At 60.9% G+C, this 22,312-nt stretch carries 19 protein-coding genes; all 19 read left to right on the plus strand.

Going from position 1 to position 22,312, the window contains the following annotated elements; all coding sequences use genetic code 11:
- Positions 1-34: 34 nt before the first annotated feature.
- Entirely contained in the window at positions 35-730 is a 696-nt protein-coding gene (gene flgH, locus C9990_RS08610) for a flagellar basal body L-ring protein FlgH (protein WP_106803031.1), read from the plus strand.
- A gap of 27 nt (positions 731-757) precedes the next feature.
- Positions 758-1,846 (plus strand): flagellar basal body P-ring protein FlgI, encoded by a 1,089-nt coding sequence (locus C9990_RS08615; RefSeq protein ID WP_106805614.1) that lies wholly within the window; start codon positions 758-760, stop codon positions 1,844-1,846.
- Between the two features lie 4 nt (positions 1,847-1,850).
- A complete protein-coding gene (flgJ, locus tag C9990_RS08620; RefSeq protein ID WP_065909782.1) occupies positions 1,851-3,116 on the plus strand; it encodes a flagellar assembly peptidoglycan hydrolase FlgJ in 1,266 nt (421 codons plus the stop codon).
- Between the two features lie 10 nt (positions 3,117-3,126).
- Positions 3,127-5,181 carry a flagellar hook-associated protein FlgK gene (gene flgK, locus C9990_RS08625; protein ID WP_106803032.1) on the plus strand — a complete coding sequence of 685 codons (2,055 nt, stop codon included), beginning with the start codon at positions 3,127-3,129 and terminating at the stop codon, positions 5,179-5,181.
- A gap of 14 nt (positions 5,182-5,195) precedes the next feature.
- Positions 5,196-6,827 carry a flagellar hook-associated protein 3 gene (locus tag C9990_RS08630; protein WP_106803033.1) on the plus strand — a complete coding sequence of 544 codons (1,632 nt, stop codon included), beginning with the start codon at positions 5,196-5,198 and terminating at the stop codon, positions 6,825-6,827.
- A gap of 275 nt (positions 6,828-7,102) precedes the next feature.
- The gene (locus C9990_RS08635) at positions 7,103-8,032 is read left to right on the plus strand and encodes a ketoacyl-ACP synthase III (RefSeq protein WP_106803034.1); all 930 of its coding nucleotides are present in this window, start codon (positions 7,103-7,105) and stop codon (positions 8,030-8,032) included.
- A 264-nt stretch (positions 8,033-8,296) separates the two neighbouring features.
- Positions 8,297-9,772, plus strand: coding sequence for a flagellin (locus tag C9990_RS08640; protein ID WP_065909790.1), 1,476 nt, complete (start codon positions 8,297-8,299; stop codon positions 9,770-9,772).
- Between the two features lie 74 nt (positions 9,773-9,846).
- Positions 9,847-10,197 (plus strand): flagellar protein FlaG, encoded by a 351-nt coding sequence (locus C9990_RS08645; protein ID WP_065909792.1) that lies wholly within the window; start codon positions 9,847-9,849, stop codon positions 10,195-10,197.
- An 80-nt stretch (positions 10,198-10,277) separates the two neighbouring features.
- A complete protein-coding gene (gene fliD, locus C9990_RS08650; protein WP_065909793.1) occupies positions 10,278-11,681 on the plus strand; it encodes a flagellar filament capping protein FliD in 1,404 nt (467 codons plus the stop codon).
- A 141-nt stretch (positions 11,682-11,822) separates the two neighbouring features.
- Positions 11,823-12,227 (plus strand): flagellar export chaperone FliS, encoded by a 405-nt coding sequence (gene fliS, locus C9990_RS08655; RefSeq protein ID WP_065909795.1) that lies wholly within the window; start codon positions 11,823-11,825, stop codon positions 12,225-12,227.
- Positions 12,228-12,268: 41 nt separating this feature from the next.
- Entirely contained in the window at positions 12,269-12,565 is a 297-nt protein-coding gene (gene fliT / locus C9990_RS08660) for a flagellar protein FliT (RefSeq protein ID WP_028617332.1), read from the plus strand.
- Positions 12,566-12,736: 171 nt separating this feature from the next.
- A complete protein-coding gene (locus C9990_RS08665) occupies positions 12,737-14,212 on the plus strand; it encodes a sigma-54 dependent transcriptional regulator (protein WP_065909797.1) in 1,476 nt (491 codons plus the stop codon).
- Between the two features lie 110 nt (positions 14,213-14,322).
- Positions 14,323-15,534, plus strand: coding sequence for a PAS domain-containing sensor histidine kinase (locus C9990_RS08670; protein ID WP_106805615.1), 1,212 nt, complete (start codon positions 14,323-14,325; stop codon positions 15,532-15,534).
- 6 nt (positions 15,535-15,540) lie between these two features.
- Positions 15,541-16,917: a sigma-54 dependent transcriptional regulator gene (locus C9990_RS08675; RefSeq protein WP_065909799.1), complete on the plus strand. Its 1,377-nt coding sequence runs from the start codon at positions 15,541-15,543 to the stop codon at positions 16,915-16,917.
- Between the two features lie 132 nt (positions 16,918-17,049).
- Positions 17,050-17,379, plus strand: a complete 330-nt coding sequence (gene fliE / locus C9990_RS08680; RefSeq protein ID WP_065909800.1) for a flagellar hook-basal body complex protein FliE — start codon at positions 17,050-17,052, stop codon at positions 17,377-17,379.
- A 16-nt stretch (positions 17,380-17,395) separates the two neighbouring features.
- Positions 17,396-19,174 (plus strand): flagellar basal-body MS-ring/collar protein FliF, encoded by a 1,779-nt coding sequence (gene fliF, locus C9990_RS08685; RefSeq protein WP_065909802.1) that lies wholly within the window; start codon positions 17,396-17,398, stop codon positions 19,172-19,174.
- Positions 19,167-20,186: a flagellar motor switch protein FliG gene (fliG, locus tag C9990_RS08690; protein WP_010208743.1), complete on the plus strand. Its 1,020-nt coding sequence runs from the start codon at positions 19,167-19,169 to the stop codon at positions 20,184-20,186. Before fliF ends, fliG begins: the two co-directional genes overlap by 8 nt.
- Before the next feature lie 10 nt (positions 20,187-20,196).
- The gene (fliH, locus tag C9990_RS08695) at positions 20,197-20,961 is read left to right on the plus strand and encodes a flagellar assembly protein FliH (RefSeq protein ID WP_106803035.1); all 765 of its coding nucleotides are present in this window, start codon (positions 20,197-20,199) and stop codon (positions 20,959-20,961) included.
- Positions 20,951-22,309 carry a flagellar protein export ATPase FliI gene (gene fliI / locus C9990_RS08700; RefSeq protein WP_065909805.1) on the plus strand — a complete coding sequence of 453 codons (1,359 nt, stop codon included), beginning with the start codon at positions 20,951-20,953 and terminating at the stop codon, positions 22,307-22,309. The genes fliH and fliI overlap by 11 nt, the downstream gene beginning before the upstream one ends.
- Positions 22,310-22,312 lie beyond the last annotated feature (3 nt).

The raw sequence follows: 22,312 nt of genomic DNA on the forward strand, positions 1-22,312 counted from the left end.
TTCAGGGCGCCTGCAACACCGTGAGGTAAGGGTCATGAATCGCTATGTTTTCGTTCTGGCATTGAGTGGGATTGCCGTGCTCGCGGGCTGTGTCGCCCCGACGCCAAAACCCAATGACCCGTACTACGCGCCGGTGTTGCCACGCACGCCGCTGCCGGCGGCGGCCAACAATGGCTCGATCTACCAGGCCGGTTTCGAACAGAACCTGTACAGCGACCGCAAGGCGTTCCGCGTGGGTGACATCATCACCATCACCCTGAACGAGAAGACCCAGGCCAGCAAGAATGCCAACTCGCAGATCGGCAAGACCAGCAAGACCAGCATCGGCCTGACTTCGCTGTTCGGCGGCGTGCCCAACACCAACAACCCGTTGGGCAGCGGTGACCTGAGCCTTGACGCCGGCTACAGCGGCGACCGTGCCACCAACGGCAAGAGCGCGGCAGGGCAGGGCAACAGCCTGACCGGCTCGATCACCGTGACCGTGGCTGACGTGTTGCCCAACGGCATCATCGCCGTACGGGGTGAAAAGTGGATGACCCTCAACACCGGCGATGAGCTGGTGCGCATCGCCGGCATGGTCCGCGCCGATGATATTTCCACCGACAACACCGTGCCGTCGACGCGGATTGCCGATGCGCGCATTACCTACTCGGGTACGGGTTCGTTTGCTGATGCGAGTCAGCCGGGCTGGTTCGACCGTTTCTTCCTTAGCCCGCTGTTCCCTTTCTAGGTGGCCACTTTGAAACTCAAACAGCTGATGGCGGCGGCACTCCTGCTGTCCCTGAGCGCCGTCGCCCAGGCCGAACGCCTGAAGGACATCGCCAGTATTTCCGGCGTGCGTTCCAACCAGTTGATCGGCTACGGCCTGGTGGTGGGGCTCAATGGCACGGGTGACCAGACCACCCAGACCCCGTTCACCTTGCAGACCTTCAACAACATGCTCTCGCAGTTCGGCATCAAGGTGCCGGCGGGCTCGGGCAACGTGCAGCTCAAGAACGTCGCCGCCGTATCGATCAGTGCCGACTTGCCTGCGTTTTCCAAGCCGGGCCAGGTGGTAGACATCACCGTGTCGTCCATCGGTAACTCGAAAAGCCTGCGTGGCGGCACCCTGTTGATGACGCCCCTGAAGGGTATCGACGGCAACGTCTACGCCATCGCCCAGGGCAACCTGGTGGTCGGCGGTTTTGATGCCGAAGGTCGCGACGGTTCGAAGATTACCGTCAACGTGCCGTCGGCCGGGCGTATTCCCGGGGGCGCCACGGTCGAGCGGACCGTGCCGAGTGGTTTCAACCAGGGCAACAGCCTGACCCTGAACCTCAATCGCTCCGACTTCACCACCGCCAAGCGCGTGGTCGACAAGATCAACGACATGCTCGGCCCTGGCGTGGCCCAGGCCATCGACGGCGGCTCGATCCGCGTCACCGCGCCGCTCGACCCAAGCCAGCGCGTCGACTACCTGTCGATCCTGGAAAACCTGGAAGTTGATCCGGGCCAGGCCGTGGCCAAGGTCATCATCAACTCGCGGACCGGCACCATTGTGATCGGCCAGAACGTCAAGGTCTCGCCAGCGGCAGTGACCCACGGCAGCCTGACCGTGACCATCACCGAAGACCCGATTGTCAGCCAGCCTGGCCCGTTGTCCAACGGCCAGACCGCAGTGGTACCGCGTTCGCGCGTCAACGCCCTGCAAGAAGCCAAGCCGATGTTCAAGTTCGGCCCCGGCACCACCCTGGATGAGATTGTCCGCGCGGTGAACCAGGTGGGCGCAGCCCCCGGCGACTTGATGGCGATCCTCGAAGCACTGAAACAGGCCGGCGCCTTGCAAGCCGACCTGATCGTGATCTGAGGCCATGGCCATGGATATGCGCAAGAGCGGGATCAGCAGCACGGCGGACTCGGGGTCCTACTCCGACCTGAACCGGCTTAACCAGCTCAAGGTCGGTGACGACAAGAACAGCGAAGGCAACATGCGCAAAGTGGCGCAGGAGTTCGAGTCGCTGTTCTTGAGCGAGATGCTCAAGTCGATGCGCTCGGCCACTGAAGCGCTGGGCAAGGACAACCCGCTGAACACCCCGGCGGCCAAGCAGTATCAGGAAATGTACGACCAGCAACTGGCGGTCTCGATGTCCCGCGAGGGCGGCGGTATCGGCCTGGCCGACGTGCTGATGCGCCAGATGCAGAAAAACAAGCCGGTGGACGCCCAGGCGGCCACCTTGCAGGGCCCGGCGGCAGCCGAGCCGGTGAAGAAAGCCGCAGTGCCGACCGAGATTGCCGCCGGCACCCAGGCCGAAGGTCCGCTGGGCCGTTCCAATGGCCAGCGCCCACTCTGGGCTTACCGCGTGGCGGTCCCCGAAGGCGCCAGCGCGCATGCCAACGATATGGAACTGATGAACCAGCGCCGTATCGCCTTGCCGAGCAAACTGACCGATCGCCTGCTGGCCGGCATCGTGCCGAGCACCGACGCAACCACCGTGGCCCAGGCCGCGCCGCTGCGTAACAGCGCGGCTGCCGACAACGTGATCAACAGCAGCGCACGCACCTTTGCCGTGCCCAGCGGGCGCATGCAGGTGTACGGCCGCGCCGTCGCCCAGCCACCGTTGGCGCCGGCGAAGAAGGCCTTCAGCTCGCAGGATGAATTTGTCGCGACCATGTTGCCGATGGCCAAGGCGGCCGCCGCGCGTATTGGCGTCGACCCCAAATACCTGGTGGCCCAGGCCGCCCTGGAAACCGGCTGGGGCAAGTCGGTGATGCGCGCCGAAGATGGCAGCAGCAGCCACAACCTGTTCGGCATCAAGGCCGGCCAGAGTTGGCAGGGCGGCCAGGCGCGCGCAATCACCAGCGAGTTTCGGGATGGGGCGATGGTCAAGGAGACGGCACAGTTCCGTTCCTACAATTCCTACCAGGACAGCTTCCATGACCTGGTGACATTGCTGCAAAGCAATGATCGCTATAAAGAAGTTGTGAAGTCGGCCGACAACCCGGAACAGTTTGTACGCGAGTTGCAAAAAGCCGGATACGCAACCGATCCGGACTACGCCAGCAAGATTTCGCAGATCGCCAAAACGATGAATAGCTACCAGAACTACGCTGCCGCTGGCGCAACCACACATTTATAAGGTCTGAACCATGAGTTTGCTCAGTATCGGGATGTCAGGGCTTAACGCCGCTCAAGGATCGTTGTCGGTCTTGAGTAATAACATTGCCAACGCCAATACCGCGGGCTATTCGCGTCAGCAGACCACCCAGAGCGCCAATGCGTCGAACCCGTACGGCGGCGTGTTCATCGGCAGCGGCACGACCCTGGCTGACGTGCGTCGGGTGTACAACGAGTACCTGGACACCGCCTACCAGAACAGCACCGCGCTCAATAGCGATGCCGCGGCGTACCTGGACCAGGTCAGTGCCGTCGACAAGACGCTGTCGGACAAGACCACCGGCATGTCGGCCGTGCTCAGTTCGTTCTTCGCTGCCGTGCAGACGGCGTCGGCCAACCCCAACGATACGTCGGCCCGCCAGATTCTGCTCACCAACGCCCAGACCTTGAGCAACCGGTTCAACTCGATCTCCAACCAGTTGGGCCAGCAGAAAGAAACCATCAACAGCCAGCTGACCTCGATGGCCGACCAGGTCAATCAGCTGACGTCGTCGATTGCTTCCCTGAACAAGCAGATCAACCAGGTCCAGGGCTCGTCGAACACCACGCCGGCCAACCTGCTGGATGCGCGTGCCGAGGCCGTGCGCTCGCTGAACGAGTTGATTGGCGTGACCGCCAGCGAGAAAAACGGCGTGTTCAGTGTCAGCACCGGCAGCGGTCAATCGCTGGTGCTGGGTGACCAGTCCAACACGATTTCTGCAGTACCGAGCAAAGGCGACACCAGCCAATACACGATCCAGCTCAACATGGCCGGGAACACCGCCGTCGACCTGGGCAACGTGATCAGCGGCGGCAGCATCGGCGGCCTGTTGCGCTATCGCAGCGACGTGCTGATGCCGGCGATCAACGACCTGGGTCGGATTGCCATCGTCACCGCCGACGCGATCAACAGCCAGTTGGGCCAGGGCGTGGACCTCAACGGTGAATTCGGCGCCTCGATGTTCAAGGACATCAACAACGCAGCGTCCGTCGCCCTGCGCAGCCAGGCGGCACAAGGCAACACGGGTGACGCTAGCCTGGGCGTGACGATTGCGGACAGCAGCAAGCTGACCAATTTCGACTACAAGGTCTCGTTCAACGATGGCACCAACCTCAACAAGGTCACCGTGCTGCGTTCCGACGGCAAGGCCATGGGTACCTACGATCTGAGCGCCACGCCGCCGCCGGTAATCGACGGGGTTACCCTGACGATCAAGAACGGCGCGGCCGGGGTAAAAGAGGGTGACAGCTTCAAGGTCAGCCCGACCGCCAACGGCGCCAAGGAAATCGGCACCGTGCTGACCGACCCGAGCAAGATCGCGTTTGCCGCGCCGTTGCAGGGCGAGGCCGGCAAGAGCAACCAGGGCACCGGCACGTTCACGCCACCGACCCTGACGGTGCCCATCGACATCGAGGGCGGGGCTGACGCCGCGCAGCTGCGCGTCGGGATCGCCAACTCGATGCCGGTGAAAATGGTATTCGGCGACAAAGCCGCCGATGGCACCCAGAGCTACACCCTGAGTAACGCCAAGGGTGAGCCTATCGGCACGGGCACTATCGTTCCGGGCCAAGCCAACAAGATCACTATCAATGTGCCGATGCGCGATGCCAGCGGCACATTGCTCGTCCCGGCCAAGAGCTTCAGCTTCGACACCACCGTGGCCGGTTCGCCGACCAGCGGTGACAGCACCTCGTTCTCGTTCAATGCCACCGGCAAGTCCGACAACCGCAACGCCCAGGCGCTGATCGGTCTGCAGACCAAGGCGACCGTCGGTGTTGGGGCGGATGGCAGTGGCGGGCTCAGCCTGGTGGGGGCCAACAGCAAGTTGGTGTCGACCGTCGGCGCCAAGGCCGCTGCGGCCACCACCGACACCACGGCTACCACCGCGCTGTTGACGGCCAACAAGAACGCACGCAACTCGGTGTCCCAGGTCAACCTGGACGAAGAGGCGGGCGACATGATCAAGTTCCAGCAGTACTACACCGCGTCGTCGCAGATCATCAAGGCTGCGCAAGAAACCTTCAGTACGCTGATCAATAGTCTTTAAGGGAGCCTGGGACGATGCGCATTTCTACACAGCAGTACTTCGACACCAGTGCCACGCGCTATACGGATAACTACTCCAGCGTGGTCAAGGCGCAGCAGCAGGCGAGCTCCGGCGTGCGTGTGCAAACCGCCGCGGATGATCCCGTTGCCGCCCAGCGCCTGCTGATGCTGCAACAGCAGAAAGACATGCTGGCCCAGTTCAGCGGCAATATCACCAGCATTCAAAATACGCTGACCAACGAAGAAAGCGTCCTGACTGCGATCAGTAACACGATCCAGGCCGGTAGCCAGCTGGCACTGCGCGCCGGTGGCGTGACCAGTGATGCCGACCGCAAGTCGATTGCGGTCGAGGTGGGCGCGCTTGAAGATCAACTGCTGGGCTTGCTCAACAGCAAGGATTCGGCGGGCAACTACCTGTTCTCGGGCTCCAAGACCGATACACCGCCGTACTCGCGCAACAACGATGGCACTTATAGCTATCAGGGCGACGAAAACGAGCTGAGCCTGCAAGTCTCCGAGACGCTCAACGTGCGCACCGGCGACACCGGCAAGACCATCCTCGAAGGGGCGGTCAACACCAGTCGTACCCAGTCCAATTACCTCGCACCTGCGACTGCGCCTGTGCCGCCGGCGATTTCGCCGCCGCTGGTGGATGATCACAAGGTCGCGATTTCGGCGGGCCTGGTGGGTTCGGGCATCGACTACACCAAGCAGTTCGCCGATGGCCAGCCGTACAAGGTGACCTTTACCAGCAGCACCCAGTACGTGGTGACGGACAAGGACAACAACAACATTACCTCGCAGCTGCCAGGTAATGGTACGTTCGATTCAACCAAGGAAGGCAGTGCCAGCATCAACATCCGTGGGGTGAAGTTCGATATCACCGTCGACCTCACCGATACCGCCACCGGGCCTGACGCCGATGCGCTGGTCGCCGGGCGCGAATTCAGCCTGAGCGCCAAGCCGGACGCCTTCAACACCTCGCGGACCCCGAGCAACACCTCCTCGGCGCAATTGACCAATGGCCAGGTCAGTAGCGCGGCCGGCTACGCCAGCACCTTTCCGAACAGCGGCGTGTTGATCAAGTTCGATGACACCGACGCGACGGCATATAAAGTCTATGCCCAGCCGTACACCGCCAACAGCAAGTCGATTGGCGAGGGCGTGATCAACGCCGGCACTCCACCGGCTCCGAACACGATCACTGCGGCGGGGGTCACCTTCGAGGTGAGCGGCACGCCGAATGTGGGCGATCAGTTCTCGATCGGCAACAGCACCCAGAAAACCCAGAACGCCCTCGACACCCTGGGCCAACTCCGCCAGGCCCTGCAACAGCCGGCAGACGGTATCCCGGGCGCGCGGGTCAAGCTCCAGGACGCCTTGAATGCGGCGGTCGCCAACCTCACCAGTTCGTCCGACCAGGTCGACAACGTGCGCGGTTCCATCGGCGCGCGGCAGAACGCGCTGACGGTGCAGGCCAGCGAAAACACCAGCGTCGGCCTGGCCAATACCAGCACCATGAGTGCGCTGGCCAACGTCGACATGGGCGAGGCGGCGATCAACCTGACCTTGCAGCAAACCATGCTGGAAGCCTCGCAACTGGCGTTTGTGAAAGTCTCGCAGTTGAGCCTGTTCAACAAGATGTAAGCGCTGGCATGTCAAGCGGCCCAGCCTGGAAACAGGCTGGGCCGTTGTCGTTTCTGGGATTTAATTGTTTGAAGGTTTTGCATAAAGCACACAAAATTGAGTGACCTGTGAGTCATAAAGCGCATCTTCACTGTATCGTGTGAAAAGGATAAGTCGTCACAGGGTCCGTGCGGGGCGGCTTTCAGCGAGATTTTTATGGGGTTATCCCCTTTATTGTCAGCACCCCAGGCGTGGTCCGGGGGTGTTCTCCAGCTATTTAGTATTGGGAAGCCACAATGATTGGCATAAAAAGCATCGCCAGTTACGTGCCGGCAGACGGGATCGATAACTACGCCCAGGGTGCCAAATTCGCCAAGGATGAAGAGTTCATCATTGGCAAGATCGGTTCGGCCTTCCTGCCACGCAAGGAAGCGGCGCAGGAAACCTCTGACCTGTGTGTCGAGGCGGTCAACGCTTTGTTTGCCAACAACCCGGATTTGAAGCGCGAGTCCATCGACGCGCTGATCGTCGTCACCCAGAACGGCGACGAAGAGGGCCTGCCCCACACTGCCGCCATCGTCCAGGACAAACTGGGCCTGCCGACTCACGTCGCCGCCTTCGATATCTCCCTGGGCTGCTCTGGCTATGTCTACGGCATCTACGCGATGAAGGGCTTCATGGAAGCCGCTGGCCTGAAAAACGGCCTGCTGGTCACCGCCGACCCGTATTCGAAGATCGTCGACCCGGAAGACCGCAACACCACCATGCTGTTCGGCGACGCCGCCACCGCTACCTGGATGGGCGAAGACGCACCGTGGTTGCTCGGCAAGTCCAAGTTCGGCACCGACGGTTCCGGCGCGCCGCACCTGAAGGTCAGCGATGGCGTGTTCTTCATGAATGGTCGCCAGGTGTTCAACTTTGCCTTGCTCAAGGTGCCGGCGCATTTGCACGAGTTGCTCGATGAGTCGCAGCTCAAGGCCGATGACATCGATGCATTCTGTATTCACCAGGGCAGTGCGGCGATTGTCGACGCCGTGGCGCGTCGTTTCGAAGATGCGCCGGTGGACAAGTTCATCAAGGACATGGTCGAGACCGGTAACACCGTGTCGTCGAGCATTCCGCTGCTGTTGGAAAAGCACGTGATGGACGCTACCTGGAAACGCGTGGCCATCAGCGGTTTCGGGGTAGGCCTGTCGTGGGGTTCGGCGATTCTCTATCGCCCGTGACGCTTTAATAGCGACAAACAAAAACGCCGATGATCGAAAGATCATCGGCGTTTTTTATTTGGCGCCAGAAAAGCCAATGTTTGTTGGGTTTTGCGCAGGCGTAAACCCTTGAATTGCAAGGGATGGCACGGCGCCAGTAAAAAAATCAAAAAAAATCCTCAAGCAACTGCCCACCACGACGATAACTATTACGTAGGTTCTCAGGCCACACCCGGCGGTTGCCAGGGCCGGAAGCCGCAGTATCCATCCAACGAGGATTTCGTCATGGCTTTAACAGTAAACACCAACATTGCTTCGATCACTACTCAGGGCAACCTGAACAAAGCTGGCGGCGCCCTGGCCACTTCCATGCAGCGCCTGTCTTCCGGCCTGCGTATCAACAGCGCTAAAGACGACGCTGCCGGCCTGCAGATCGCTAACCGCCTGACCAGCCAAATCAACGGCCTGGGCCAAGCAGTAAAAAACGTGAACGACGGTATCTCCATCGCTCAGACCGCTGAAGGCGCGATGCAGGCTTCGACCGACATCCTGCAGAAAATGCGTACCCTGGCTCTGTCCTCCGCTACTGGCTCCCTCAGCGCTGACGACCGTAAGTCGAACAACGACGAATACCAGGCTCTGACTTCGGAACTGACCCGTATCTCCAACACCACCACCTTCGGTGGCCAGAAGTTGCTGGACGGTTCGTACGGTACCAAAGCTATCCAGGTTGGCGCCAACGCCAACGAAACCATCAACCTGAGCCTGGAAAACGTTGCGGCCAACAAAATTGGTTCTCAGCAGGTTAAAAGTTCTGACGTTGCTATCACCGAGAAAGGTTTGGCTGCAGGCGACATTACTGTAACAGGTAACGGCCAGACCAAAACCGTAAGCTACCTTGAAGGCGCTTCCGCAAAAAGCATCGCTGCCCAGCTCAATGGTTCGATCGGTGGCCTGACTGCAAGCGCCAGCACCGAAGTCAAACTGAAGGTTGATACCACTAAGACCACTGGTGCTACACCTCCTGCTTCTGCCAACTTCAAGCTCACCGTTGGTGATGGCAAAGAAGTAAGCTTCATCGGTGTTACTGATAACGCCAGCCTGGCTGACCAGCTGAAATCCAACTCCGCTAAACTGGGTATCAGCGTCAACTACGATGAAGTTAACGACACCCTGGAAATCAAATCCGATTCTGGCGAGAACCTGGTATTTGGTGCTGGTACCGGCGCTGACGCTGTTTCGGTTAACGCCAAAAACGGTAAGGGTGAGTACACGTTCGATACCGCTACTCCACCTGCTGAGAAGTTCACTGCCCTGTCTGCTACCGTAGCATCTACCGTTACCGGTCAGGTATCGCTTGATTCGGCTAAAGGCTACTCCCTGGCTGCCGGTACTGCTGATGGTGTAACTGGTCTGTTCGGTAAAGCCAGCGTTGTGGCAGAGAAGACCACCATCTCTGACACCACCGTGACCGACGCTTCTTCTGCCCAGAACGCCCTGGCTGTAATCGACAAGGCCATCGGCACCATCGACAGCGTTCGTTCGGGCCTGGGTGCTACCCAGAACCGTCTGACTACCACTGCAGACAACCTGCAGAACATTCAGAAGAACTCCACCGCTGCACGTTCCACCGTTCAGGACGTCGACTTCGCTTCCGAAACCGCCGAACTGACCAAGCAACAAACCCTGCAGTCGGCTTCCACCGCGATCCTGTCGCAGGCTAACCAGCTGCCATCCGCTGTACTGAAACTGCTTCAGTAATCCCAGCGCTTGGTAACTAACGGAAGGGCGCGTCTACGTGCCCTTCCGTTTTTTCGGTTTAGAGGAGATTGGACATGGACATGAGTGTAAAGCTGAACCAGTCTTATCCGCCGGTTGCACCTCAGAGCGCGCCTGTTCAGGTGGCAGCCGACAAAAGCACCACCCAAGTCCAGGAAGCCCCCGCCATCGGCAAACAGCCTGAGCGTGCGGACCTGGAAAAAGCGGTAACCGATATTCGCGAATTCGTACAAGCTGCCCAGCGCAGCCTGGATTTTTCCATTGATGACACGACTCACCGTGTGGTGGTCAAGGTCATCAATACCGACAATGGTGAAGTGATTCGCCAGATTCCGTCGGAAACGGCATTGAAACTGGCACAGAGCCTCTCCAGCGCAAGCCACGTGTTGTTTGACGACAAGGCTTGAGCTGGCATGAAACTTGTTGCTGAGTTGTCTTGAGGCGTAATAAGTCAAGATAACGGCAGCCACCGAACAGGAGATAGATGATGGCGGGTTCAACGGTAAGTGGTATCGGTTCGAACATCGATACGCAAGCGATCGTGACATCCTTGGTCAACGCCGAAAAGGTGCCCAAGCAGACGCAGATCAATACCGCGTCCCAGAAGGCGACCACCACGCTGTCTTCGATCGGCAAGATTCAGGCGGCGCTGGATGCGTTTCGTGGTGCGCTGGATACTATGACGGCGAGTTCCAGTTTCACGGGTTTGACCGGTTCGTCTTCGGATGAAAAAGTTGCGACCATGACGGCGAGCAACACGGCTTCCAACGGCAGCTTTCGGTTGATTGTCAGTCAGCTTGCCCAGGCCTCGAAGCTGTCGACCCAAAACTTCAAGGGCGGCACATCGACGGTGGTGAATACCACTGACAAGCCGACGACATTGACTATCAGCCAGTCCGGCAAGAACTACGACGTCAGTATCCCCGTTGGCGCAACCTTGCAGCAGGTGCGTGACTCGATCAATACCCAGTTCGGCACATCGGGTTTGAGTGCGAACATCCAGACCGACTCCAACGGCTCGCGGTTGATCCTGACCTCGACCACCATGGGCACGGGATCGGACCTGAAGTTGTCGGGTAATTCGGGATTGGACACTGGCTCGACGGTCGTTGATAAACCATTGGATGCGCTGTACACCATTGACGGCGTTGCGTCTGTTTCCAAAACCAACAACATCGAAGGCGCGTTGAGCGGTGTGAATATCAAGTTGGTATCGGTTTCGGCGCTCAAGACTGCGGGGGATACCAGTACAAACCCTGAGCGAAACGCGACCCTCATCACCGTCAGCACCAACAACACCGCGCTCAAGTCTGGGGTCAAGGGTTTCATCGACACCTACAACGCCCTGATCACCGCCATGAACGCCGAAACAAAGGTCACCACCAACCTCGATGGCAGCACCACGGGGGCGACCCTGACGGGCGACTCCACCATGCGTTCGCTCCAGGCGGCGATTCGTAATGAGTTCAACGCGCTGTCGGGCACTGGTCAGTTCAAGTCCCTGGCTCAATTCGGTGTGGTCACCAACTCGAGCACCAGTCTGCTGAGCATCGACGACAAAAAGTGGGACGCAGCGGTAAAAACCAACGCTGCCGATATCAACAGCATGTTCACCGGCCCAAGCGGCATGCTGGCGCGCATGAAAAGCGCCACCGACGACTACGCCAAGTCCACCACCGGCATCCTGGCAACGCGTTCCACCTCGTTGTCCGACACGCTCAAGGACCTGACCAAGCAACAGTCCTCCCTGGACGAGCGCATGGACCTGCTGACCAAGAGCCTCTCGGACAAGTACAACGCCATGGACACCTTGGTTGCCCAGTTGCGCCAGCAAAGCACCAGTGTGATGACCACGCTCAATGCGCTGAACAACCCAAAGACCAATAGTTGATCGCTGCGAATAAAAAAAGGCCAGGCAACCTGCCTGGCCTTTTTTTATCGAGAGACGACTGGTGCTAAAGCTTTTTGCGAACCCGTCGACATATTGGTTACTGAAACCCCTTTTCGCTGTCGCCTGTCACGAGGTAGAAACATGAATCCCATGAGAGCCCTTCGCCAATACCAGAAGGTCAATTCCCATGCTCAGATCTCCGAAGCCAGCCCTCATCGCCTGGTGCAGATGCTGATGGAAGGCGGGCTGGACCGCATGGCCCAGGCCAAAGGTGCACTGGCGCGTGGTGACATCGCGCAGAAGGGCCTGATGCTCGGCAAGGCTATCGATATCGTGATCGGGCTGCGTGACGGCCTGGATGCAGAAAAAAGTGATAACCCGGCTTACGTCCAGCAGTTGGAAAGTCTGTACGCGTACATGACCAACCGCCTGATGGAGGCGAACCTGCATAACGACGCCGACATGATCGACGAAGTGGCGCGTTTGTTGATTACCGTGAAAGAAGGCTGGGATGCCATCGCCGCGCCACAGGCTGTAACCGAGTAAGGCGCAGCAGAGAAGGGCCTGAGGGCCTTGAGGACTATGTGATGAGCCAAGCACTGCAACGCATTGATGAAACCCGTGAGGCGCTGATGGGCGCGCTGGCGGACCGTAACTGGGACGCGATTGGCGAGCTCGACATGGGGTGTCGCGACGTGATCGAGCAGGTGCTCAGCGAGGCGCCGGTCGACGAGGATGCGTTGCGTGAGAAGCTTGAGAGCCTGCTCGCGGTTTACCAGCAATTGCTTGAGGTGACGACGGGCGAGCGGCAGGCGATTTTCGAAGAGATGTCGCAGATCAACCAAGCGAAAAATGCGTCAAAGGTTTACCATCTGTTCGGCTGAATGAGCTCAGTTAATCCGAACGGCGCGTCATATATTTGACTGTGCCAGCATTTTTGACTTAACTAGTGCTGTTTTCAGATTTCAGACGTCTAGTAAGGCATGAAGTCTTACAGGCGTCTCGATTGCCCTCACTCTTGGGGCAGAGCGTTTTACTAGGGAAGTTGCTATTGCATGTGGCGTGAAACCAAAATTCTGCTGATTGATGACGATAGCGTCCGCCGCCGCGATTTAGCGGTGATTTTGAATTTTCTTGGCGAAGAAAATTTGCCCTGCGGCAGCCATGATTGGCAGCAGGCGGTCAGCTCATTGTCATCGAGCCGTGAAGTCATTTGTGTGCTGATCGGGACGGTGAACGCTCCTGGCGCTGTTTTGGGCTTGTTAAAGACACTGTCAACCTGGGATGAGTTCCTTCCGGTGTTGCTGATGGGCGATATTTCTTCCATCGACCTGCCTGAAGACCAGCGCCGCCGCGTGCTGTCCACCCTGGAAATGCCGCCCAGCTACAGCAAATTGCTCGACTCCCTGCACCGTGCCCAGGTCTATCGCGAGATGTATGACCAGGCGCGCGAGCGCGGTCGCCACCGCGAACCCAACCTGTTCCGCAGCCTCGTCGGCACCAGCCGTGCGATCCAGCACGTGCGCCAGATGATGCAGCAAGTGGCCGACACCGACGCCAGCGTGCTGATCCTCGGCGAGTCGGGCACCGGCAAGGAAGTGGTCGCACGCAACCTGCACTATCACTCCAAGCGCCGCGACGGGCCTTTTGTGCCGGTCAACTGCGGGGCGATCCCGGCCGAGCTGCTGGAGAGCGAATTGTTCGGCCATGAGAAGGGCGCCTTTACCGGGGCGATCACCAGCCGTGCCGGGCGTTTCGAACTGGCCAACGGCGGCACGCTGTTCCTCGACGAAATCGGCGACATGCCGCTGCCGATGCAGGTCAAGCTGCTGCGCGTGCTGCAGGAACGTACCTTCGAACGTGTGGGCAGCAACAAGACCCAAAGCGTCGACGTGCGCATCATCGCGGCCACCCACAAGAACCTCGAAAGCATGATCGAGGTGGGCAGCTTCCGCGAAGACTTGTACTACCGCCTCAACGTATTCCCGATCGAGATGGCCCCGCTGCGCGAGCGCGTGGAGGACATCCCGCTGCTGATGAACGAACTGATCTCGCGCATGGAACACGAAAAGCGCGGCTCGATCCGTTTCAACTCGGCGGCGATCATGTCCCTGTGCCGCCACGGCTGGCCGGGTAACGTCCGCGAGCTGGCCAACCTGGTGGAGCGCATGGCGATCATGCACCCCTACGGCGTGATCGGCGTGGTCGAGTTGCCGAAGAAATTCCGCTACGTCGACGATGAAGACGAGCAACTGGTCGACAGCCTGCGCAGTGACATGGAAGAGCGGGTCGCCATCAACGGCCACACCCCGGACTTCGGCTCCACCGCCATGCTGCCGCCCGAAGGCCTTGATCTCAAGGACTACCTCGGCAACCTCGAACAGGGGCTGATCCAGCAGGCGTTGGACGACGCCAATGGCATCGTCGCGCGGGCTGCCGAGCGCCTGCGCATCCGCCGAACCACCCTGGTTGAGAAGATGCGCAAGTACGGCATGAGCCGCAAAGAAGGTGATGAACAGGCGGATGATTGACGCCTGTTTTCCAAACCGCTGAAATTTCAGCGGTTTTTTTTCGGCACAACTATTGCTACAGCCCTCGCAACGTTCCGTTTAACTGACGGTCAGCCAAGCGAGAGAGCATGATGCCCCACGCCGCCCAACTATCTTCGGTCCCTGTCCTGCAGGGGCCTGCCCCGTCTGTAGAAGAACTCAGCCGCAATGGCCTGGAGCAGGCCTTTTCGCTGTTCAACCAGATGTCGAGCCAATTGACTGACTCCTACAGCCTGCTGGAAGCCCGGGTCTCCGAGCTTAAAGGCGAGCTGGCGGTGGTCAGTGCCCAGCGCATGGAAGAGCTGGCCGAGAAAGAGCGCCTGGCCAACCGTCTGCAAAACCTGCTGTCGCTGTTGCCGGGCGGCGTGATCGTGATCGACGATCAGGGCCGTGTGCGCGAAGCCAACCCGGCGGCCTGCGACATGCTCGGCCTGCCGCTGGAAGGTGAGTTGTGGCGCCATGTCATCACGCGCTGCTTTGCGCCGCGCGAAGACGACGGCCACGAAATCTCCCTGAAGGACGGGCGCCGCTTGTCCATCGCCACCCGTTCCCTGGATGCGGAGCCGGGCCAGCTGGTGCTGCTCAACGACCTGACTGAAACCCGTCACCTGCAAGACCAGCTGGCGCGCCACGAGCGTTTGTCGTCGCTGGGGCGGATGGTCGCTTCTTTGGCGCATCAGATCCGCACGCCCCTGTCGGCGGCGTTGATCTACGCCAGTCATTTGACTGATGAGCAATTGCCCGCTGCCACCCACCAGCGATTTGCCGGGCGCCTCAAGGAGCGCTTGCACGAGTTGGAGCACCAGGTGCGCGACATGCTGGTGTTTGCCCGTGGCGAATTGCCGCTGACTGACCGCATCACTCCGGCCGCGCTGATGCAGGCCCTGCAGGCTGCAGCCGCCACGCATATTCAAGACGTCCAGGTGCGCTGGCAGTGCGACAGCCATCTCGGTGAGCTGCTGTGCAACCGCGACACCCTGGTCGGCTCGCTACTCAACCTGATCGAAAACGCCACCCAGGCCAGTGGCCCCGGCGCGCGTCTCAAGGTGCACCTGTACAGTCGCGAGCAAACTCTGCGCCTGTGCATCAGCGACAGCGGCAGCGGTATCGACCCGGTCGTATTGCAGCGCCTGGGCGAGCCGTTTTTTACCACCAAGACCAACGGTACCGGCCTCGGCCTGACCGTGGTCAAGGCGGTGGCACGTGCCCATCAGGGAGAATTGCAACTGCACTCCCGGGTCGGGCGTGGCACCTGTGCATTGATGACCTTGCCGCTGTTTTCATGCGCGGCAGGCGCGGAGTAAAAAGTAATGGCTATCAAGGTTCTGTTGGTGGAAGACGATCGCGCCCTGCGTGAAGCATTGGCTGACACGCTGTTGCTGGCGGGCCATGACTACCGGGCGGTCGGTTCTGCCGAGGACGCCTTGGAGGCGGTCGAGCAGGAAACCTTCAGCCTGGTGGTCAGCGACGTGAACATGCCCGGCATGGACGGCCACCAGTTGCTCGGCCTGCTGCGTGCGCGCCAGCCGCAACTGCCGGTGTTGCTGATGACCGCCCATGGCGCCGTTGAGCGCGCGGTGGATGCAATGCGCCAGGGCGCGGCGGATTACCTGGTCAAGCCTTTCGAACCCAAGGCCCTGATCGAACTGGTGGCGCGGCATGCCCTGGGCGTGATCACGGCCAGTGACAGCGAGGGCCCGATTGCCTTCGAGCCGGCCAGTGCGCAGTTGCTGGAATTGGCGGCCCGCGTGGCGCGCAGCGATTCGACCGTGTTGATTTCCGGCGAGTCCGGTACCGGTAAAGAGGTGCTGGCGCGCTATATCCACCAGCAATCGACGCGCGCCAAACAACCGTTCATCGCCATCAACTGTGCAGCGATCCCCGACAACATGCTCGAAGCCACGCTGTTCGGCCACGAAAAGGGCTCCTTTACCGGCGCCATCGCGGCCCAGGCGGGCAAGTTCGAGCAGGCGGACGGCGGCACCATTCTGCTCGATGAGATCTCGGAGATGCCCCTGGGCCTGCAGGCCAAGCTGCTGCGGGTGTTGCAGGAGCGTGAAGTGGAACGTGTGGGGGCGCGCAAGCCGATCCAGCTGGATATCCGCGTGGTAGCCACCACCAATCGAGACCTTGCCGGTGAAGTGGCGGCGGGGCGCTTCCGTGAGGATCTGTTCTACCGCCTCTCGGTGTTTCCGCTGGCCTGGCGTCCGTTGCGCGAACGGCCGGCGGATATCATTCCACTGGCCGAGCGCCTGCTGAACAACCACGTCAAAAAAATGAAGCATGCCCAGGCGCGGCTCTCGGCCGAGGCCCAGGCGTGCCTGATCGGCTATCCATGGCCGGGCAACGTGCGCGAATTGGACAACGCCATCCAGCGCGCGCTGATTTTGCAGCAGGGCGGCTTGATCCAGCCCCAGGATTTCTGCCTGGCCATGGGCAGTGGCGCGGCGCCGCTACCGACCCTGGCGCCGGTGCCGGTGGTCGCCGAAACCGAGACCGCCGGGGCCCTGGGCGATGACCTGCGTCGCCGCGAATTCCAGATGATCATCGACACCCTGCGTGCCGAGCGCGGCCGCCGCAAGGAAGCCGCCGAACGCCTGGGGATCAGCCCACGCACGCTGCGCTACAAGCTGGCACAGATGCGCGACGCCGGGATGGATGTCGAGGCTTATCTTTTCGCCACCTGATCGGTAACAAGGCGGACAAGCTTTGTCGCCTTTTCTTACGAGTTGCTACAGAGCTGGCACCCTTGTTGCTACCTCCCCTAGTAATTGCTGCGTAGTGTCAAAAATTTGCGGGTTGTCGGGAGAGAGAAGGTCATGAGCCAGGGTATTGAGTTCAATCGGTTGATGTTGGATATGCGCTCCATGCAAATGGATGCCATGGCTCAACCGAAATCCGTCGCGCCAGCGCCGGAATTGGGCCAAAGCAGCTTCGCCGACATGCTCGGCAAAGCCATCAACAAAGTCAGTGATACCCAGCAAGCCTCCAACCAGTTGGCCAATGCGTTCGAGATCGGCAAAAGCGGCGTGGACCTCACCGATGTGATGGTCGCCTCGCAAAAGGCCAGCGTCTCGTTCCAGGCCCTGACCCAAGTGCGTAACAAGCTGGTTCAAGCCTACCAAGACATCATGCAGATGCCGGTTTAAGGACGAGATTTAAGTCATGGCAGAAGCAGTCGTGGACAACGTACCCGCCAAGGCAGACGGCAAGCCGCCGCTGTTTGGCCTGTCGTTCCTGGAAAACCTCTCGGAAATGACCATGTTGCGTCAGGTGGGCCTGATGGTCGGCCTGGCTGCCAGCGTGGCGATTGGTTTTGCCGTGGTGTTGTGGTCGCAGCAACCCGATTACCGGCCGCTGTACGGCAGCCTGGCGGGCATGGATTCCAAGCAGATCATGGAAACCCTGTCGGCTGCCGACATTTCCTACACTGTGGAGCCCAACTCCGGCGCTCTGCTGGTCAAGGCCGACGACGTGGCCCGGGCGCGGATGAAACTCGCGGCGGCTGGCGTGACCCCGTCCGACAGCAACATCGGTTTTGAAATCCTCGACAAAGACCAGGGCCTGGGGACCAGCCAGTTCATGGAAGCCACTCGCTATCGTCGTGGCCTCGAAGGCGAACTCGCCCGCACCATCTCCAGCCTCAACAACGTCAAGGGCGCCCGCGTGCACTTGGCTATTCCGAAAAGCTCGGTGTTTGTGCGCGATGAGCGCAAGCCAAGCGCCTCGGTACTGGTCGAACTGTTTTCCGGCCGCTCCCTGGAGCCTGGCCAGGTCCTGGCGATCATCAACCTGGTGGCCACCAGCGTTCCTGAATTGAGCAAGTCGCAAATCACCGTGGTCGACCAGAAGGGCAACCTGCTGTCCGACCAGGCTGAAAACTCCGCGCTGACCCAGGCCGGCAAGCAGTTCGACTACAGCCGCCGCATGGAAAGCATGCTCACCCAGCGCGTGCATAACATCCTGCAACCGGTGCTGGGCAACGACCGCTACAAGGCTGAAGTGTCTGCCGATGTGGACTTCAGCGCCGTCGAGTCGACCTCCGAGCAGTTCAACCCTGACCAGCCGGCCTTGCGCAGCGAGCAGTCGACCAGCGAACAACGCACCGCCAGCAATGGCCCGCAAGGTGTGCCGGGTGCCCTGAGCAACCAGCCACCGGCACCGGCCACCGCGCCGCAAACCACTGGTGGCGCTGCCGCGACTGCTGGTGCAGTGCAACCTGGGCAGCCGCTGCTGGACGCCAACGGCCAGCAGATCATGGACCCGGCCACCGGCCAGCCGATGCTCGCCCCGTACCCGGCGGACAAGCGTAACCAGTCCACCAAGAACTTCGAACTCGACCGTTCCATCAGCCACACCAAGCAGCAGCAGGGCCGTGTCAATCGCCTGTCGGTGTCGGTGGTGGTCGATGACCAGGTCAAGGTCAACCCGGCTGACGGTGCGGTTACCCGTGCGCCCTGGAGCGCCGACGAATTGGCGCGCTTCACTCGCCTGGTGCAGGACGCCGTCGGTTTTGACGCCAGCCGTGGCGACAGCGTCAGCGTGATCAACATGCCGTTCTCCGCCGAGCGTGGCGAAGTGATCGCCGACCCGGCGTTCTACACGCAGCCGTGGTTCTGGGACATCGTCAAGCAAGTGCTGGGTGTGTTGTTCATCCTGGTGCTGGTGTTCGGCGTGCTGCGTCCGGTGCTCAACAACATCACCGGCAACGGCAAGAAACAACTCGCGGCCTTCGGTGGCAGCGACGTCGAGTTGGGTGGCATGGGCGGCCTGGATGGCGAACTGGCCAACGACCGCGTCAGCCTCGGCGGCCCGCAAAGCATCCTGTTGCCAAGCCCGAGCGAAGGCTATGACGCTCAGCTGAATGCAATCAAGAGTCTGGTGGCAGAAGACCCGGGCCGTGTGGCCCAGGTCGTGAAAGAGTGGATCAACGCAGATGAGTGATAATCGAGCCGCTGTTGCCAAGCTCACCAAGGTCGACAAAGCCGCTGTATTGCTGCTGTCGCTGGGTGAAACCGACGCCGCCCAAGTGCTGCGCCACATGGGCCCTAAAGAAGTCCAGCGGGTTGGCGTGGCCATGGCGCAGATGCGCAATGTGCACCGTGAGCAGGTCGAGCAGGTGATGAGTGAGTTCGTCGAGATCGTCGGCGACCAGACCAGCCTGGGCGTCGGCTCCGACAGCTACATCCGCAAGATGCTCACCTCGGCCCTGGGCGAAGACAAGGCCAACGGCCTGATCGACCGCATCCTGCTGGGTGGCAACACCAGCGGCCTCGACAGCCTCAAATGGATGGAGCCGCGCGCCGTCGCCGACGTGATCCGCTACGAGCACCCGCAGATCCAGGCGATCGTCGTGGCGTACCTCGACCCGGACCAGGCCGGTGAAGTGCTTGGCCACTTCGACCATAAGGTGCGCCTGGACATCATCCTGCGCGTGTCGTCGCTGAACACCGTGCAGCCGGCGGCCTTGAAAGAACTCAACACGATTCTCGAGAAGCAGTTCTCGGGCAACTCGAATGCCTCGCGTACCACCCTGGGCGGTATCAAGCGCGCGGCCGACATCATGAACTTCCTCGACAGCTCGGTCGAAGGCCAGTTGATGGACTCGATCCGCGAGATCGACGACACCCTGTCCGGCCAGATCGAAGACCTCATGTTCGTGTTCAACAACCTCTCCGATGTCGACGACCGTGGCATCCAGGCGCTGCTGCGCGAGGTGTCCTCCGACGTGCTGGTGCTGGCGCTCAAGGGCTCCGACGAGAACGTCAAGGAGAAGATCTTCAAGAACATGTCCAAGCGTGCTTCCGAGCTGCTGCGCGACGACCTCGAGGCCAAGGGCCCGGTGCGCGTCAGCGACGTGGAAACTGCGCAGAAAGAGATCCTCACCATTGCCCGCCGTATGGCCGAAGCCGGAGAAATCGTTCTCGGCGGGAAGGGCGGCGAAGAAATGATTTAAGGCGCCACTCATGTCGAACAAAGATGGGGCTCCCAGCGATCTGATTCGCGCGCGGGATGTCGGCGGGTTCGACATCTGGTCGTTGCCCAGCTTCGATCCGCATGTGCCGGAGCCCGAGCCGGAACCGGTGGAAGAGCCGCCTGCGGAAATGGAAGAAGTGCCGCTGGAAGAAGTCCAGCCATTGACCCTGGAAGAGTTGGAGAGCATCCGCCAGGAGGCCTACAACGAAGGGTTTTCCGCCGGTGAAAAAGACGGTTTTCGCAGCACCACCCTCAAGGTGCGCCAGGAGGCCGAGGCGGCGCTCGCCGTCAAGCTGGCCAGCCTGGAGCGCTTGATGGGCGGCTTGTTCGACCCCATCGCCGAGCAGGATTCGCAGATCGAGAAAGCCATGGTCGGCCTGGTGGAGCATATCGCCCGCCAGGTGATCCAGCGTGAGCTGGTGCTCGATTCCAGCCACATCGAAAGCGTGATGCGCGAAGCGCTCAAGTTGCTGCCGCTGGGCGTCGGCAATGTGCGGCTGTACATCAATCCGCAGGATTTCGAACAGGTCAAGGCCCTGCGCGAGCGCCATGAAGAAACCTGGCGCATCGTCGAGGACGCCTCCCTGCAGCCAGGGGGTTGCCGCGTCGAGACCGAGCACAGCCGCATCGATGCGACGGTGGAAACCCGTATCAGCCAGATCATGGCCAAGCTGTTCGACCAACTCCACGAACAAGTCCTGCACCCGGCCGAGCCTGACCTGAGTGTGGACCTGGACGCCCCTGATGCGCCTTGATCGCACCAGCTTCGCCAAACGCCTGGGTGGTTACGCCGAAGCCACTGAATTGGCTGGCCAGCCGATCCTCGAAGGGCGCCTGTTGCGCATGGTCGGCCTGACCCTGGAGGCCGAGGGCCTGCGCGCGGCCATGGGCAGCCGCTGCCTGGTGATCAACGACGACAGCTACCACCCGGTGCAGGTCGAAGCCGAAGTCATGGGCTTTTCCGGCAGCAAGATTTTCCTGATGCCCGTCGGCAGCCTGGCCGGCATCGCCCCCGGTGCCCGCGTGGTGCCGTTGGCTGATACCGGTCGCCTGCCCATGGGCATGAGCATGCTCGGCCGCGTGCTCGACGGCGCCGGTCGCGCGCTGGACGGCAAGGGCGGGATGAAGGCCGAAGACTGGGTGCCGATGGACGGCCCGACCATCAACCCGCTGAACCGCAACCCGATCAGCGTGCCGCTGGACGTGGGCATTCGCAGCATCAACGGATTATTGACGGTCGGTCGCGGCCAGCGTCTGGGCCTGTTCGCCGGTACCGGCGTGGGTAAGTCGGTGTTGCTCGGCATGATGACCCGCTTTACCGAGGCCGACATCATTGTGGTGGGGCTGATCGGCGAGCGGGGTCGTGAGGTCAAGGAGTTCATCGAGCACAGCCTCGGTGAAGAAGGCCTCAAGCGCTCGGTGGTGGTCGCGTCCCCGGCCGACGATGCGCCGCTGATGCGTTTGCGCGCCGCGATGTATTGCACACGCATCGCCGAATATTTTCGCGACAAGGGCAAGAACGTCCTGTTGCTGATGGACTCGCTCACACGTTTTGCCCAGGCTCAGCGGGAAATCGCCCTGGCCATCGGTGAGCCGCCGGCCACCAAGGGCTATCCGCCGTCGGTGTTTGCCAAGCTGCCCAAATTGGTGGAGCGCGCCGGTAACGCCGAAGCCGGTGGGGGCTCGATCACCGCGTTCTACACGGTGTTATCCGAAGGCGATGACCAGCAGGACCCGATTGCCGACTCGGCGCGGGGTGTACTCGACGGCCACATCGTACTGTCGCGGCGCCTGGCGGAAGAGGGGCACTATCCGGCCATCGACATCGAGGCGTCGATCAGCCGGGTGATGCCGGCCGTGGTCACGCCGGAGCACATGGCGCGCGCGCAGCATTTCAAACAGTTGTGGTCGCGCTACCAGCAGAGCCGCGACCTGATCAGTGTCGGCGCCTATGTGGCCGGTGGTGATCGCGAGACCGACCTGGCGATCGCCCTGCAACCGCAGTTGGTGACCTACCTGCGCCAGGGCCTCAACGACAAGATCAGCATGGGTGAAAGCGAAGCTCACCTGGGCTCGATCTTCGCCCCGGCGCCAGGCGGCTAAGCC

The organism is Pseudomonas sp. S5D5, assembly GCF_003013355.1.
GTDB classification, from domain to species: domain Bacteria; phylum Pseudomonadota; class Gammaproteobacteria; order Pseudomonadales; family Pseudomonadaceae; genus Aquipseudomonas; species Aquipseudomonas aylmerensis.

Bases quoted from the DNA above. Each gene is read 5' to 3' on its own strand.
- flgH (WP_106803031.1), top strand. From the start codon at position 35: ATGAATCGCTATGTTTTCGTTCTGGCATTGAGTGGGATTGCCGTGCTC.
- C9990_RS08615 (WP_106805614.1), top strand. From the start codon at position 758: ATGGCGGCGGCACTCCTGCTGTCCCTGAGCGCCGTCGCCCAGGCCGAA.
- flgJ (WP_065909782.1), top strand. From the start codon at position 1,851: ATGGCCATGGATATGCGCAAGAGCGGGATCAGCAGCACGGCGGACTCG.
- flgK (WP_106803032.1), top strand. From the start codon at position 3,127: ATGAGTTTGCTCAGTATCGGGATGTCAGGGCTTAACGCCGCTCAAGGA.
- C9990_RS08630 (WP_106803033.1), top strand. From the start codon at position 5,196: ATGCGCATTTCTACACAGCAGTACTTCGACACCAGTGCCACGCGCTAT.
- C9990_RS08635 (WP_106803034.1), top strand. From the start codon at position 7,103: ATGATTGGCATAAAAAGCATCGCCAGTTACGTGCCGGCAGACGGGATC.
- C9990_RS08640 (WP_065909790.1), top strand. From the start codon at position 8,297: ATGGCTTTAACAGTAAACACCAACATTGCTTCGATCACTACTCAGGGC.
- C9990_RS08645 (WP_065909792.1), top strand. From the start codon at position 9,847: ATGGACATGAGTGTAAAGCTGAACCAGTCTTATCCGCCGGTTGCACCT.
- fliD (WP_065909793.1), top strand. From the start codon at position 10,278: ATGGCGGGTTCAACGGTAAGTGGTATCGGTTCGAACATCGATACGCAA.
- fliS (WP_065909795.1), top strand. From the start codon at position 11,823: ATGAATCCCATGAGAGCCCTTCGCCAATACCAGAAGGTCAATTCCCAT.
- fliT (WP_028617332.1), top strand. From the start codon at position 12,269: ATGAGCCAAGCACTGCAACGCATTGATGAAACCCGTGAGGCGCTGATG.
- C9990_RS08665 (WP_065909797.1), top strand. From the start codon at position 12,737: ATGTGGCGTGAAACCAAAATTCTGCTGATTGATGACGATAGCGTCCGC.
- C9990_RS08670 (WP_106805615.1), top strand. From the start codon at position 14,323: ATGCCCCACGCCGCCCAACTATCTTCGGTCCCTGTCCTGCAGGGGCCT.
- C9990_RS08675 (WP_065909799.1), top strand. From the start codon at position 15,541: ATGGCTATCAAGGTTCTGTTGGTGGAAGACGATCGCGCCCTGCGTGAA.
- fliE (WP_065909800.1), top strand. From the start codon at position 17,050: ATGAGCCAGGGTATTGAGTTCAATCGGTTGATGTTGGATATGCGCTCC.
- fliF (WP_065909802.1), top strand. From the start codon at position 17,396: ATGGCAGAAGCAGTCGTGGACAACGTACCCGCCAAGGCAGACGGCAAG.
- fliG (WP_010208743.1), top strand. From the start codon at position 19,167: ATGAGTGATAATCGAGCCGCTGTTGCCAAGCTCACCAAGGTCGACAAA.
- fliH (WP_106803035.1), top strand. From the start codon at position 20,197: ATGTCGAACAAAGATGGGGCTCCCAGCGATCTGATTCGCGCGCGGGAT.
- fliI (WP_065909805.1), top strand. From the start codon at position 20,951: ATGCGCCTTGATCGCACCAGCTTCGCCAAACGCCTGGGTGGTTACGCC.